11 protein-coding genes, 9 tRNA genes, 1 rRNA gene and 1 other annotated feature are annotated in these 13,607 nt (G+C 49.9%); all 21 genes read left to right on the plus strand.

Translation table 11 applies throughout. The features are described 5' to 3' along the window. Positions 1–25 precede the first annotated feature (25 nt). A 5S ribosomal RNA gene (gene rrf / locus VFK44_11300) occupies positions 26–141 on the plus strand. Positions 142–151: 10 nt separating this feature from the next. Then, positions 152–227 (plus strand) — tRNA-Val (locus tag VFK44_11305). A gap of 7 nt (positions 228–234) precedes the next feature. Continuing rightward, positions 235–307, plus strand: a tRNA-Thr gene (locus VFK44_11310). A gap of 93 nt (positions 308–400) precedes the next feature. After that, positions 401–476, plus strand: a tRNA-Lys gene (locus VFK44_11315). 25 nt (positions 477–501) lie between these two features. Then, positions 502–585 (plus strand) — tRNA-Leu (locus tag VFK44_11320). Between the two features lie 14 nt (positions 586–599). Further along, positions 600–674: transfer RNA gene (locus VFK44_11325), tRNA-Gly, on the plus strand. Positions 675–684: 10 nt separating this feature from the next. Then, positions 685–770: transfer RNA gene (locus VFK44_11330), tRNA-Leu, on the plus strand. A gap of 21 nt (positions 771–791) precedes the next feature. Then, positions 792–868, plus strand: a tRNA-Arg gene (locus VFK44_11335). 93 nt (positions 869–961) lie between these two features. Continuing rightward, positions 962–1,038: transfer RNA gene (locus VFK44_11340), tRNA-Pro, on the plus strand. Positions 1,039–1,054: 16 nt separating this feature from the next. Further along, positions 1,055–1,130: transfer RNA gene (locus VFK44_11345), tRNA-Ala, on the plus strand. A gap of 164 nt (positions 1,131–1,294) precedes the next feature. After that, positions 1,295–1,993: an MgtC/SapB family protein gene (locus VFK44_11350; protein HET7628955.1), complete on the plus strand. Its 699-nt coding sequence runs from the start codon at positions 1,295–1,297 to the stop codon at positions 1,991–1,993. A 112-nt stretch (positions 1,994–2,105) separates the two neighbouring features. Beyond that, positions 2,106–2,570, plus strand: a complete 465-nt coding sequence (locus VFK44_11355) for a CtsR family transcriptional regulator (protein ID HET7628956.1) — start codon at positions 2,106–2,108, stop codon at positions 2,568–2,570. Positions 2,571–2,592: 22 nt separating this feature from the next. Continuing rightward, entirely contained in the window at positions 2,593–3,114 is a 522-nt protein-coding gene (locus VFK44_11360) for a UvrB/UvrC motif-containing protein (GenBank protein HET7628957.1), read from the plus strand. A 3-nt stretch (positions 3,115–3,117) separates the two neighbouring features. Then, positions 3,118–4,203 (plus strand): protein arginine kinase, encoded by a 1,086-nt coding sequence (locus tag VFK44_11365; GenBank protein ID HET7628958.1) that lies wholly within the window; start codon positions 3,118–3,120, stop codon positions 4,201–4,203. Positions 4,204–4,221: 18 nt separating this feature from the next. Beyond that, on the plus strand, positions 4,222–6,669 hold the full coding sequence (clpC, locus tag VFK44_11370) for an ATP-dependent protease ATP-binding subunit ClpC (GenBank protein HET7628959.1): 2,448 nt from the start codon (positions 4,222–4,224) through the stop codon (positions 6,667–6,669). A 67-nt stretch (positions 6,670–6,736) separates the two neighbouring features. Continuing rightward, positions 6,737–8,107: a DNA repair protein RadA gene (gene radA, locus VFK44_11375; GenBank protein ID HET7628960.1), complete on the plus strand. Its 1,371-nt coding sequence runs from the start codon at positions 6,737–6,739 to the stop codon at positions 8,105–8,107. A 3-nt stretch (positions 8,108–8,110) separates the two neighbouring features. Continuing rightward, positions 8,111–9,169: a DNA integrity scanning diadenylate cyclase DisA gene (gene disA, locus VFK44_11380; protein HET7628961.1), complete on the plus strand. Its 1,059-nt coding sequence runs from the start codon at positions 8,111–8,113 to the stop codon at positions 9,167–9,169. A gap of 245 nt (positions 9,170–9,414) precedes the next feature. Beyond that, positions 9,415–10,503 (plus strand): PIN/TRAM domain-containing protein, encoded by a 1,089-nt coding sequence (locus tag VFK44_11385; GenBank protein HET7628962.1) that lies wholly within the window; start codon positions 9,415–9,417, stop codon positions 10,501–10,503. Positions 10,504–10,595: 92 nt separating this feature from the next. Continuing rightward, entirely contained in the window at positions 10,596–11,294 is a 699-nt protein-coding gene (gene ispD, locus VFK44_11390) for a 2-C-methyl-D-erythritol 4-phosphate cytidylyltransferase (protein HET7628963.1), read from the plus strand. Then, positions 11,291–11,770 (plus strand): 2-C-methyl-D-erythritol 2,4-cyclodiphosphate synthase, encoded by a 480-nt coding sequence (ispF, locus tag VFK44_11395; protein HET7628964.1) that lies wholly within the window; start codon positions 11,291–11,293, stop codon positions 11,768–11,770. Before ispD ends, ispF begins: the two co-directional genes overlap by 4 nt. A 14-nt stretch (positions 11,771–11,784) precedes the next feature. After that, positions 11,785–13,251, plus strand: a complete 1,467-nt coding sequence (gene gltX / locus VFK44_11400) for a glutamate--tRNA ligase (protein ID HET7628965.1) — start codon at positions 11,785–11,787, stop codon at positions 13,249–13,251. Between the two features lie 49 nt (positions 13,252–13,300). Next, positions 13,301–13,516 (plus strand) — a binding site (T-box leader). Positions 13,517–13,607: the final 91 nt, after the last annotated feature.

Raw genomic sequence — 13,607 nt, forward strand, 5'->3', positions numbered from 1 at the left:
ACCCAAGGACGCGCGCAAGCGCAAGTCCGGTGACGATGGCGAAGAGGTTCCACCCGTTCCCATGCCGAACACGGAAGTTAAGCTCTTCAGCGCCGATGGTAATGGGGTCTTGTGCCCTGTGAGAGTAGGACGTCGCCGGGCGATATATATTGGAGGATTAGCTCAGCTGGGAGAGCATCTGCCTTACAAGCAGGGGGTCGGCGGTTCGATCCCGTCATCCTCCACCATTCTTTTGCCGGCCTAGCTCAATTGGTAGAGCAACTGAATCGTAATCAGTAGGTTGGGGGTTCAAGTCCTCTGGCCGGCATATCACTCATACTTAGTTCGTCGAATTTCTCATTGCTTGAGTGCGATAGCAGTGGTGTTGAGTGTGTACTTTCAATTCGATATTCTTCCTTGTGAGCCATTAGCTCAGTCGGTAGAGCATCTGACTTTTAATCAGAGGGTCGGAGGTTCGAATCCTCCATGGCTCACCATTTTCTTTTTTTGAAGTACCCAGCCGCGGGTGTGGCGGAATTGGCAGACGCGCTAGATTTAGGATCTAGTGTCTTTGACGTGGGGGTTCAAGTCCCTCCACCCGCACCATCTGTCGTAATGACGCGGAAGTAGTTCAGTGGTAGAACACCACCTTGCCAAGGTGGGGGTCGCGGGTTCGAATCCCGTCTTCCGCTCCATTTAAATTATGCCGGGGTGGCGGAATCGGCAGACGCACAGGACTTAAAATCCTGGGGAGAGGAATCTCCGTGAGGGTTCAAGTCCCTCCCTCGGTATTGCTCAGGATGACTCTTCGAGCGCCCTTAGCTCAACTGGATAGAGCGTCTGACTACGGATCAGAAGGTTGGGGGTTCGACTCCTCCAGGGCGCGCCATTTTAGAAATTAGAAGTGAGAAGTTGGATGTAAGAGCAATAAGTTTTTTTCGAGCATTTCCAACCTCAAACCTCCAATTTCCAACCTCTAGAACGGGAAGTAGCTCAGCTTGGCAGAGCACTTGGTTTGGGACCAAGGGGTCGCAGGTTCAAATCCTGTCTTCCCGACCATTGTTCAAGTTCATAAGGGGCCTTAGCTCAGCTGGGAGAGCGCCTGCTTTGCACGCAGGAGGTCAGCGGTTCGATCCCGCTAGGCTCCACCATATTCATACGAGATGAGTGAGATTAACGAAAAAGTTAACCTCACTTTTTTTATTATTTCCGAGGAAATGCTCAAGTTTTGTCGAATGAAGGGTGTAAGGATCAAGCAGTCTAACACATATAGATTTTATGGAAAAATGTTTTCGTTCGAGAAAGGTGAGGAGACATGTTGGGATTACCTGAAGATGCATGGGTGATGACGATCCGTCTGTTTGTTGCTGCGGTTTTAAGCGGTGTGATCGGCCTAGAGAGAGAGGTTAAACAACATCCGGCCGGATTTCGCACGCATTTGTTGGTCGGTGTAGGTGCCTGCTTAATGATGCTTTTATCCATTTATGGTTTTCAAGAATTCATCGAAGAAAATGAAAATGCGCGTCTCGATCCGGCGAGACTTCCCGCTTATGTTGTCAGCGGAATTGGTTTTTTGGGAGCGGGCACGATTCTCGTTCACGGGGTAACGGTGAAAGGTTTAACGACAGCAGCATCAATTTGGGTGGTTGCCGGTATCGGCCTCGTTGTCGGAAACGGGATGTTTTTTGAAGCGGTATTGACCACGATCATCGTCGTCCTTAGTTTACTCTTTTTGAACAAATTCGAAAAAACTTGGATTGGCCGTGCCAGTGCGGAACGTTTGAATGTCGTGGTCAGGAACAAGGCGGTTGAATTATCAACGGTGGTCAACCTCGTTGAGAAACAAAACATTGAGGTGCATAAAATTTTAGTTGAGGATTATCCGAATCATCGGGAGCTCGACTTGATCAAATATACGTTGGTCGTTTCGTACCCCGAACGAAAGTTAACACCGAAGATTTATGATGATTTGTATTCGGTCGACTATATTTACAAAGTGTATACGACCGATTAAAGGCTGCCAAGACCGGCCATAATGGAAGTGAAGTTCATTTACAAACGGTCGCCGAATCGCTATAATACAAGTAAGATCAAAGATAGTCAAAGTCAAAAGGAGAAGAGGAAAGTTGAAAAACATTTCGGACATCATTGAGCAATATTTGAAAAAGGCTTTGCATGGGAGCGGCGACGATGTTGTCGAAATCAAGCGCAGCGAAATGGCGGAAAAATTTCAATGTGTCCCTTCTCAAATCAATTATGTGATCAACACGCGCTTCACGATTGAAAAAGGTTATATTGTGGAAAGTAAAAGAGGAGGAGGGGGATACATCCGCATCATTAAGGTCGTCCCTGAAGACGACGTGCATTTGCTCGACGATGCGATGGCGTTGATCGACCATCGTGTATCCCAACAGACCGCGGAAGCGATCGTCCTTCGGTTGCTTGAAGAAGAAGTGATTACGAAACGCGAAGCGAAAATGATCTTGAGCGCGGTCGACCGGACGGTGCTGAATGTTGAACTGCCGCTTCGTGACGAATTAAGGGCGCAAATTTTAAAAGCGATGTTGATCACCTTGAAGTATAAAAATTAACGCGGGAGGGAGTGGGAGTCCTATGGAATGTCAAGAATGCCATGTAAGACCCGCGACGCTTCATTTTACGAAAATCGTTAATGGCGAAAAAAACGAAATTCATATATGTGAGCAGTGCGCGAAGGAAAAAGGGGATTTTCATCCGGCTTCGAACAGTTTTTCGATTCATCACTTGTTGTCGGGACTGCTCGGCTTTGAAGATTCGGTCGGCAGCCAAGGGGCGATGCCCTTACAGAACGAGGAGCCTGACAAATGCCCGAATTGCGGCATGACTTACGGGCAATTCACGAAAAGCGGAAAGTTTGGCTGCTCCCGTTGTTACGAAGTGTTCGAGGAAAAACTCGACCCCATCTTCCGAAGGGTTCACGGCGGAAATGTTCGTCATACGGGGAAGATTCCGAAACGCGCCGGAAGCGGCATCAAAGTAAAGCAGCAATTGGAGGAATTGAGAGCCCGGCTGCAAGAACATATTCGAAAAGAAGAGTTTGAGAAAGCCGCCCAAGTGCGGGATCAGATTCGTTCATTGGAAAAAAAGGGGGAATAGCCGATGTCCTCTTTGGAACGGTTTATGGCTGATGCAGTCAGCCCGTGGATGAGCGCAAAAGGCCCAGATGCCGATATCGTATTGTCGAGCCGGATTCGCTTGGCTCGCAATTTGCATTCGTATCCATTCCCCATTTATGCTTCTTCCGAAACGAGTCTTCACGTCTATAATGAATTAAAGGAAAAGGTGAATGGAAAATCGTACAGTGACCTCGGGAAATTTGACATGGTCACGATTTCCGAACTCAACCCGATCGAGAAACGTGCACTCGTGGAAAAGCATATGATTAGTCCGTATCTCGCGGAAGATTCGGTACACGGCGCGTTGCTCATCAACGAAAGCGAATCCGTCGGCATTATGATTAACGAGGAAGATCATCTTCGCATCCAATGCTTGTTTCCGGGATTTCAACTGAACGAGGCTCTTACGCTGGCGAACGGCATTGATGATTGGCTTGAGCAAAAACTCGACTACGCCTTTGATGAAAAAAGGGGCTATTTAACGAGTTGCCCAACAAACGTCGGTACAGGTATGCGCGCATCCGTGATGATGCACTTGCCTGCGCTAGTGATGACGCAACAAATGAATCGCATCGCTCCGGCTATTAACCAGCTCGGATTGGTCGTTAGAGGCATTTACGGAGAAGGAAGCGAAGCACTCGGCAACGTCTTTCAAATTTCGAACCAAATCACATTAGGAAAATCCGAACAAGACATCGTCGAAGATTTGCGTGGTGTCGCGATGCAGTTGATCCAACAAGAAAGAAGTGCCCGCAAATCGCTTTTGGATTCGTTGAAAATCCGAATGGAAGACAGGGTTTGGCGTTCGTATGGGACATTGGCGCACAGCCGGGTGATTCAATCGAAAGAAGCAGCCACCTGTTTGTCCGATTTGCGTCTCGGCATCGACATGGGCCTGATTGAAGGGGTCTCGCGGGAAATTTTAAATGAATTAATGATCTTGACCCAGCCGGGATTTTTGCAGCAATACGCAGGAAAAACACTCAGCTCTGAAGAAAGAGACGTACTGAGAGCCACTCTTATTAGAAAGAGATTAAAATTGGAAAACAAGCACGAGACATCCGATTAACAGGAGGCGAGAAACGCTATGATGTTTGGAAGATTTACGGAACGCGCACAAAAAGTGCTGGCCCTTTCTCAAGAAGAGGCCGTGCGCTTAGGCCATAATAATGTCGGCACCGAACATATTTTGCTCGGTCTTGTTCGAGAAGGCGAAGGCATTGCCGCAAAAGCGCTCGCAGCTTTAGGACTCGAAACCGAAAAAATTCAAAAAGAAGTGGAGACGCTGATTGGCCGAGGGCAGGACGCGGTGCAGACGATCCATTACACCCCGCGTGCGAAAAAAGTGATTGAATTGTCGATGGACGAAGCGCGCAAGCTCGGGCATTCCTATGTCGGTACGGAACACATCTTGCTCGGGCTTATTCGCGAAGGTGAGGGCGTAGCCGCGAGAGTGTTAAACAACCTCGGCATCAGCTTGAATAAAGCGCGCCAACAAGTGTTGCAGCTCCTGGGAAGCAGTGAATCGTCGTCTGCCGGGCACCAAGGTACACGTGGAGCTGGCGGCGCTAACACGCCGACGCTGGACAGCTTGGCACGCGATCTCACGCAATTGGCGCAAGAAGGCGGACTCGATCCGGTTATTGGACGCAGCAAGGAAATCGAGCGCGTCGTTGAGGTGTTGAGCCGCCGGACGAAAAACAATCCCGTGCTGATCGGCGAGCCGGGCGTCGGTAAGACGGCCATTGCTGAAGGGTTGGCGCAGCAAATCGTCAACAATGAAGTTCCCGAGATTTTGCGCGATAAGCGTGTCATGACATTGGATATGGGGACGGTCGTCGCCGGTACGAAGTACCGCGGTGAGTTCGAGGACCGCTTGAAAAAGGTGATGGACGAAATTCGCCAGGCTGGAAATATTATTTTGTTCATCGATGAATTGCATACGTTGATTGGTGCGGGCGGTGCCGAAGGCGCGATCGATGCGTCGAACATTTTGAAGCCTGCGCTCGCGCGCGGAGAACTGCAGTGCATCGGTGCGACAACGCTTGACGAGTACAGGAAATATATCGAAAAAGATGCCGCGTTGGAACGCCGGTTCCAACCGATTACGGTCGATGAACCGTCGAAAGAGGAATCGGTACAAATTTTAAAAGGATTGCGTGACCGCTATGAAGCGCACCATCGCGTCACGATCACAGACGAAGCTATCGAGGCAGCGGTTCAGCTTTCGGCCCGTTACATTTCCGACCGCTTCCTTCCCGATAAAGCCATTGACTTGATCGATGAAGGGGCATCGAAAGTACGGCTGCGTTCGTACACGGCGCCGCCGAATTTGAAAGAGTTGGAGCAAAAGCTCGAAGAAATCCGCAAGGAGAAAGATGCGGCGGTGCAAGGACAGGAATTCGAGAAAGCGGCGTCGTTGCGCGACAGCGAGCAGAGGTTGCGCGAGCAGCTGGAAGCGACGAACAAAGAATGGAAGGCGAAGCAAGGGCAGGAAAATACGGAAGTGACACCGGAAGATATTGCGCAAGTTGTCGCGAACTGGACCGGTATTCCGGTCAAGAAGCTCGAACAGGAAGAGAGCGAGCGGTTGTTGAAAATGGAAGAAATCCTGCATAATCGCGTCGTCGGGCAGGAAGAAGCTGTGAAGTCGGTTTCGCAGGCCATTCGCCGTGCACGTGCGGGGCTGAAAGATCCGAAGCGGCCGATCGGTTCGTTCATCTTCCTCGGACCAACAGGTGTCGGCAAAACGGAATTGGCGCGAGCGGTTGCAGAAGTGTTGTTTGGTGACGACGAAGCGATCCTTCGCATCGACATGTCGGAATACATGGAGAAGCATACGACTTCGCGACTGGTCGGTTCGCCTCCGGGTTATGTTGGTCATGAAGAAGGCGGACAGTTGACGGAAAAAGTACGACAAAAACCGTATTCGGTCATCTTGCTCGACGAAATCGAGAAAGCGCATCCGGAAGTGTTCAACATTTTGCTGCAAGTGCTTGAAGACGGGCGGTTGACGGATTCGAAAGGACGCACGGTCGATTTCCGAAACACCGTATTGATCATGACGTCAAACGTTGGCGCGCAAGAACTGAAGCGTAACAGTCATGTCGGGTTCAATGTCGAAACCGAAACGAAAGCGGAATACAGCAAAATGAAAGAAAAAGTGATGAGCGAGTTAAAGCGCACGTTCCGTCCTGAGTTTCTTAATCGAATCGATGAAATCATCGTGTTCCACGCCCTTGAAAGGGAACATTTGAAGAAGATTGTTTCCTTGATGTCCGAACAGCTGAAACGGCGTTTGAAAGAACAAGATATCGATCTTGAATTGACGCCGAAAGCGGAAGAGAAAATTGTCGAACTCGGCTATGATCCCGAATACGGAGCACGTCCGTTGCGCCGTGCGCTTCAGAAGCAAATCGAGGATCGTTTGTCTGAAGAGTTGTTGAAAGGAAACATCGAAAAAGGAAAGAAAGTCAAAATCGGCATAAAAAACGGCGAATTCTCTGTAGAAACAACCGTGAAAACCGGCTCTTAAAGCCGTTTCCCCGGAAGACGCCAGTCTTTCGGGTTTTCTTTCTTTGATTCAGCGGGGGGGATCGGTCATGGCGAAAACGAAAGTGAAATATATTTGTCAAGAGTGCGGTTATGAGTCTCCGAAATGGATGGGGCGTTGCCCTGGATGCCAAACGTGGAATACGATGGTCGAAGAAACGTTCCGGCAGGCGACGCCTTCTTCTCGAGCCGGCCTGACGCAGGCGGCGGGCGGAAAACCAATTGCGATTTCGGACGTAAAAGGCGAAAAAGAACCCCGGGTGACAACGGAAATGAGCGAGCTGAACCGCGTGCTCGGCGGTGGAATTGTCCCTGGATCGCTTGTGCTCGTGGGAGGCGATCCGGGTATTGGCAAATCGACGCTGCTCCTGCAAACGTCCGATCAATTGGCACGTAAAGGATATAAAGTGTTGTACATTTCCGGCGAAGAATCAGCAAAACAAACAAAGCTGCGTGCTGAGCGTTTTGGCATCAACGCAGCAGAATTGTATGTGATGGCAGAAACCGACCTTGACTTAATCGAAAAAGCTGTGGGCGAGCTGAAGCCGAATTTTTTAATCGTCGATTCGATTCAGACCATCCATCGAAATGATTTGTCTTCCGCTCCCGGCAGTGTTTCACAGGTGAGGGAATGTACAGGCGGATTGATGAAAATTGCAAAGATGAGCGGCGTCGCGACTTTTATCGTCGGCCATGTTACAAAAGAAGGTTCGATTGCCGGGCCGCGGCTGCTTGAACATATGGTTGATGCGGTGCTGTACTTTGAAGGGGAACGCCATCATACATACCGGATTTTGCGTGCGGTCAAAAATCGATTTGGTTCGACGAATGAAATCGGTGTGTTTGAAATGAAAGAAGCGGGACTTGCGGAAGTGCTTAATCCTTCGGAGATTTTTCTCGAAGAGCGGTCGAAAGGCGCAGCCGGTTCGACTGTTGTTGCTTCTATGGAAGGAACCCGTACGGTTCTTGTCGAAGTGCAGGCGCTGATTACACCGACGAGTTTTGGCAATCCGCGCAGAATGGCGACCGGTATAGACCATAATCGCGTATCTTTGCTTATGGCGGTTCTTGAAAAACGTGTAGGGATGCTGCTTCAAAACCAAGATGCCTATTTGAAAGTTGCCGGCGGTGTGCGTCTAGACGAACCTGCCATTGATCTCGCGATAGCCGTCAGCATTGCTTCAAGTTTTCGTGATCGAGCGGCAAATCCGAGCGATGTGGTCATCGGCGAAGTCGGACTCACCGGCGAAGTGCGAAGGGTATCGAGAATCGAACAGCGCATTCATGAAGCAGCAAAGCTCGGATTCACGAGGGCGATCATCTCCGCGAAAAACCTCGGGGGCTGGTCGGCTCCGGCAGGCATTGAAGTCGTCGGAGTCCGTACTGTTGCTGAAGCATTACAGCATACGTTGGGAGGCTAGCACATGGATCAAAACCAAATCAGTGAAATATTGCAATTCGTCGCTCCAGGCACTCCACTGCGGGAAGGCATTGACAACGTGCTGCGTGCAAAAACGGGCGGGTTGATCGTCGTCGGCTTCAATGATCGCGTGGAAAAAGTGGTCGAGGGGGGTTTTTCCATCGACTGCCCGTTCTCCCCGGCGGCTTTGTACGAGCTGGCGAAAATGGACGGGGCGATTATTTTAAATGGAAATGGAACGCGGATATTGCGGGCCAACACGCAATTGATTCCGGATTCTTCGGTTCCTTCGAACGAAACAGGCATTCGCCACCGAAGCGCGGAACGAGTGGCGATTCAAACGGCAACGCTCGTCATTTCGATCTCGCAGCGCAGGGATGTCGTGACCCTTTACCGGGAACATTTTCGTTACACGTTGAATGAAATCGGCGTAATGCTCGCGAAAGCGAATCAGGCGATTCAAACCTTAGAAAAATATAAAACGGTGCTCGATCAAGGCGTCACCGATCTTGGCGCACTTGAATTCGAGGAGTTGGTCACGTTTCAAGAAGTCACCCAAGTTCTTCACCGCATTGGAATGGTTTTGAAAATCAAAAACGAAATCGGCAAATACGTCAATGAACTGGGAACGGAAGGTCGTCTCATAAAGATGCAAATGCAAGAGCTCGTGGCTGGAGTGGAGAAGGAAACGATATGGCTCATCCGCGATTATGCACGGAATAAAGACATGGATCCGAATCATATCATGGAACAGTTGGGCAAACTGTCGAACGATGAATTAATGCAGGAGCGCGTCATTATGAAGCTTCTCGGTTATCCGCAAGGCACCCCATCCGAAGAAAGCATTTATCCGCGCGGGTACCGGATTTTGCACAAAATCCCCCGCTTGCCTTCCGCGATCGTCGAAAATTTAACGAACGAGTTCGACCATTTGAACCACATCATGAAGGCCACGATCAATCAGTTGGATGACGTCGATGGTATCGGAGAAATTCGCGCCAGAAAAATCAAACACGGCCTTGAACGGATCCAAGAGCAATTATTTGTCGATCGGAATCTATAATTGACGAAAACTGAAATGATGTGTTAAAATACTAAATTCCCTTCATTGACACCATTAAAGGCCTATGTTACCGTATAATCAACCGGCTTATGGAAAATTTTATGAGTCATCCGTGTAACATTCGAGTGAAGATTTGGTTACAATGGGGCATAAAGGGTGTGAAAATGCACCCGTTCATATTAAATTAAAATCATAGGGTTTCAAATTTGCTGTTTTGGTCATAATGGTTGAGGAGGTGAATAACGATGAAAAGAATCGTACAATTGTTTTTTGTCATAATCGGTGCGACCATCGGTTTTGCTTTTATCCCGCAGCTTATTCGAATTTTGAATTTCGGCGACACGCCGCCGTGGGTGACTGACTCTTATACGGGGGCCATTATCGGGGCGCTGTTGTTCTATGTGCTTACGATTTGGATGGCGGATTCGGTCGTGAACTGGATCAAGATGCTTGAAGAGCGTCTCGTCAAAGCTCCGGTCGGAGATGTAATGTTCGGAACTTTCGGGCTTGTTTTCGGTCTTATTGTTGCTATTTTAATTCCTTTACCGCCGATGGATTATCCGGCCTTGAAATGGGCGATTTCCTTTTTGCTTGCCTGTTTGTTCGCTTATTTCGGTTTTCGCGTCGGTTTCAAGAAACGTGACGAACTGATCGGCGTTTTTACAGTTTCGGCGAAAACGAAGGAAAAGAAGAAAGATCCGGACGACCCGCTGTCGCCGGCAAGCGTGAAAATGAAAATTCTCGACACAAGCGTGATCATCGACGGGCGGATCGCAGACATCTGTCAAACCGGCTTCCTCGAAGGCACATTAGTGATTCCTCGATTTGTCCTTGAAGAATTGCAGCATATCGCCGATTCGTCGGATGTGTTGAAACGAAATCGTGGAAGACGCGGACTTGATATCTTAAACCGGATTCAAAAAGAGCTCGATGTGAAAGTGGAAATTTACGAAGGTGATTTCGAGGAGATCTCCGAGGTCGACAGCAAGCTGGTCAAACTTGCGAAGCTTGTTTCGGGCATAGTTGTGACGAACGATTTCAATTTAAACAAAGTTTGTGAATTGCAAGGCGTGGCCGTCTTGAACATCAATGATCTGGCGAATGCGGTTAAACCAGTCGTCCTGCCGGGTGAAGAGTTGAAAGTTCAAGTCATCAAAGACGGGAAAGAGCATAACCAAGGTGTCGGCTATCTGGATGACGGAACGATGATCGTCGTCGAAGAAGGAAGAGATTACATCGGAAAGACGATCGAAGTGCTTGTGACAAGTGTACTGCAAACTTCGGCAGGACGAATGATTTTCGCGAAACCGAAGCTGATGGAGCGGGCGTTGTAATGACAACCCCGCTTCATCTTTTGCATTTTCGGCGGTTTCCCTTTATTGTAGAAAACGAATGAAAAACGCATCATGGCAGGGGAAACCAATCGATGAACTATAAAGTCGTTATTCCGGCCGCGGGAGAAGGGAAACGCATGAAAGCCGGAAAAAACAAGTTATGGCTCGAAATCGGCGGAAAACCGCTCATCGTCCATGCGATCGAAGTGTTTCAGGCGGATCCCGAGTGCGAGGGTGTAATCACGGCCGTTGCTCCATCGGAGCAAGCGGATATGGCCGCGTTGTTCACGCGGTACGGGTTATCAAAGGTGGAACGACTCGTATCGGGAGGGGCGGAGCGGCAACATAGTGTGCATGCCGGTTTAAAAGCGTGCGCACGCGCTAGTGATGCCATCGTGCTTATCCATGACGGTGCCCGCCCCTTCGTTACACACCGGCTCATTCGCCGGCTGACGGAGGCTGCGGACAAGAGCGGAGCGGCGATACCGGCGGTCCCCGTCAAAGATACGGTGAAGCGGGTGAACGAAGGGCGTGTAGCGGAAACGCTTGAACGTTCGAGCTTGTGGGCAGTGCAAACGCCTCAGGCGTTTCGGCTGTCGTTGATTTTACAAGCGCACGAGGAGGCCGCCCAAAAGGGGAAAGTCGGCACGGACGATGCTTCGCTCGTTGAATGGTCGGGACACGAGGTTACCGTCGTAACGAGCGATTACGATAATTTAAAAGTAACGACGCCCGAGGATCTCGTGATCGCCAGGGCGATCATGATGAAACGACGGGAGGAGCTTCGATGAGAATCGGACACGGTTTCGACGTCCATCGCTTCGGCAAAGGACGTCCGTTGATTCTGGGCGGCATCGAGATCCCTTATGAATTAGGGTTGCTCGGCCATTCCGACGCTGATGTACTTTTGCACGCTGTAAGCGATGCGCTGCTCGGAGCCGCTGCACTCGGTGATATTGGCACGCATTTTCCGGACACAGATCCGGCATACAAAGACGCTGATTCGTATAAATTACTCGAGAGGGTGCGCGAACTTGTTTCCGACAAAGGCTATCGTTGTTCGAACGTGGATGCAACGATCATTGCGCAACAGCCGAAAATGAATCCGCATATACGGCAAATGCGCGAAACCATTGCGGCGGCCCTTGAGACCGACGTCGAGCGCGTAAACGTGAAAGCGACGACGACGGAAAAACTCGGTTTTCCGGGGCGCGGGGAAGGCATCGCCGCGGAAGCGGTCGTATTGATTGAGGAAAAGCAACGTTAAGAGGTGAACAGGAAATGGGAAAAGAAGTTAGGGTGCGGTATGCGCCAAGCCCGACCGGGCATTTACATATAGGAAACGCACGAACGGCATTGTTTAATTACTTGTTTGCAAGAAGCCGCGGTGGAACATTCGTTATTCGTGTTGAGGATACCGACCGGAAACGGAACATCGAGGGCGGGGAATACAATCAGCTGGAAAACTTGAAATGGCTCGGCATTGATTGGGACGAAAGCGTCGATGTCGGCGGCGAATACGGGCCGTACCGGCAAATGGAGCGGCTCGATATCTATGCCAAACATGTAGACGAGTTGTTCGAGCGCGGCCATGCGTACAAATGTTATTGCACGGAAGAAGAGCTTCAGCAAGAGCGGGAAGCGCAGCTGGCAAAAGGGATTGCGCCGAGGTATTCCGGCAAATGCCGTCATTTGAGCGACGAAGATCGAAAAACGTTGGACGCCGAGGGGCGTAAGCCGAGCGTGCGGTTCAAGGTAACTCCGGGCAAGGTGTACCGCTTCAACGACATCGTAAAAAAAGAAGTCTCGTTTGAATCGGACGGCATCGGGGATTTTGTGATTGTGAAAAAAGACGGGGTGCCGACGTACAATTTTGCCGTGGCGGTCGACGACCATTTGATGGCCATTTCCCACGTCCTCCGCGGCGATGACCACATTTCGAACACGCCGAAGCAATTGATGGTTTACGAAGCGTTCGGTTGGGAACCGCCGACATTCGGCCATATGACGCTCATCGTCAATGAGAATCATAAAAAATTGAGCAAACGCGACGAGTCCATCATTCAGTTCATCGAACAATATAAAGCGCTCGGCTATTTGCCGGAAGCGTTGTTTAATTTTATTACGTTGCTCGGATGGTCTCCAAAAGGCGAGGAAGAGCTGTTCTCCCGGGAGGCATTCATTCAACTTTTTGATCCGGAACGATTATCGACCTCTCCCGCCGTTTTTGACACACATAAGCTGAAATGGATGAATAACCAATACATTAAGAAGTCTTCTTTGGATCGTGTTGTTGACTTGGCGCTGCCGCATTTGATCGAAGCCGGAAAACTGCCTGCCGATCTCGACGACGAAAGACGTGCCTGGGCGCGGGAATTGATTGCTTTGTATCATGAGCAATTGTCCTTCGGAGCCGAAATTGTGGAACTCACCGACTTGTTTTTCCGCGAATCGCTTGTTTATGACGACGAGGCAATGGAAGTGCTTCGCCAAGACCAAGTGCCTGAAGTGCTAGAGGAGCTCGATCGCCAATTGGAAGCGCTGGCTGCCTATGAACCGAAAGCGATTTTTCAAGCGGTAAAAGCCGTGCAAAAAGAAACGGGCCATAAAGGGAAAAAATTGTTCATGCCGGTTCGCGTAGCAGCGACGGGGCAAACGCATGGTCCGGAATTGCCAAAAGCCTTGTATTTGTTAGGAAAAGACACGGTCTCCAAGCGACTGCGCGAGGCGTTGGCACAGTTGGGCTGATTGCTTCACATTTTCTGGTTGATGTAATATAGTAAAGAAAAATCCACAGGTGAAAACGTTGAAAAGGAAAAGTAGAGTGCTGATCGATTGTCCAGAGAGAACCTCCGTTGGCTGAAAGAGGTTTCAACCGGCAGCATTCGAATGCCCCTTCGAGTCCCTTCTTGAACGGAGTAAAGAAGGGCGGGTTCGGCCCGTTATCCTTATGAGCGGGAATGTGCGCGGCGCATTCCAAGCAGAGTGGGACCACGTTATTGACGTCTCTGTGTCATCGGCACGGGGGCGTTTTTATTTCGGAACGGGAAGGATATTGTGTCCGCTTAGAAGTGCATCGACGTTTGTATGTCGACAGGAATGGA

Source organism: Bacillales bacterium (assembly GCA_035700025.1).
Taxonomy (GTDB): domain Bacteria; phylum Bacillota; class Bacilli; order Bacillales; family DASSOY01; genus DASSOY01.

What these genes read in the sequence shown, in the direction of transcription:
- VFK44_11365 (HET7628958.1), top strand. Translation starts at nt 3,118, where the DNA reads ATGTCCTCTTTGGAACGGTTTATGGCTGATGCAGTCAGCCCGTGGATG.
- ispF (HET7628964.1), top strand. Translation starts at nt 11,291, where the DNA reads ATGAGAATCGGACACGGTTTCGACGTCCATCGCTTCGGCAAAGGACGT.
- disA (HET7628961.1), top strand. Translation starts at nt 8,111, where the DNA reads ATGGATCAAAACCAAATCAGTGAAATATTGCAATTCGTCGCTCCAGGC.
- VFK44_11385 (HET7628962.1), top strand. Translation starts at nt 9,415, where the DNA reads ATGAAAAGAATCGTACAATTGTTTTTTGTCATAATCGGTGCGACCATC.
- gltX (HET7628965.1), top strand. Translation starts at nt 11,785, where the DNA reads ATGGGAAAAGAAGTTAGGGTGCGGTATGCGCCAAGCCCGACCGGGCAT.
- ispD (HET7628963.1), top strand. Translation starts at nt 10,596, where the DNA reads ATGAACTATAAAGTCGTTATTCCGGCCGCGGGAGAAGGGAAACGCATG.
- radA (HET7628960.1), top strand. Translation starts at nt 6,737, where the DNA reads ATGGCGAAAACGAAAGTGAAATATATTTGTCAAGAGTGCGGTTATGAG.
- VFK44_11360 (HET7628957.1), top strand. Translation starts at nt 2,593, where the DNA reads ATGGAATGTCAAGAATGCCATGTAAGACCCGCGACGCTTCATTTTACG.
- clpC (HET7628959.1), top strand. Translation starts at nt 4,222, where the DNA reads ATGATGTTTGGAAGATTTACGGAACGCGCACAAAAAGTGCTGGCCCTT.
- VFK44_11350 (HET7628955.1), top strand. Translation starts at nt 1,295, where the DNA reads ATGTTGGGATTACCTGAAGATGCATGGGTGATGACGATCCGTCTGTTT.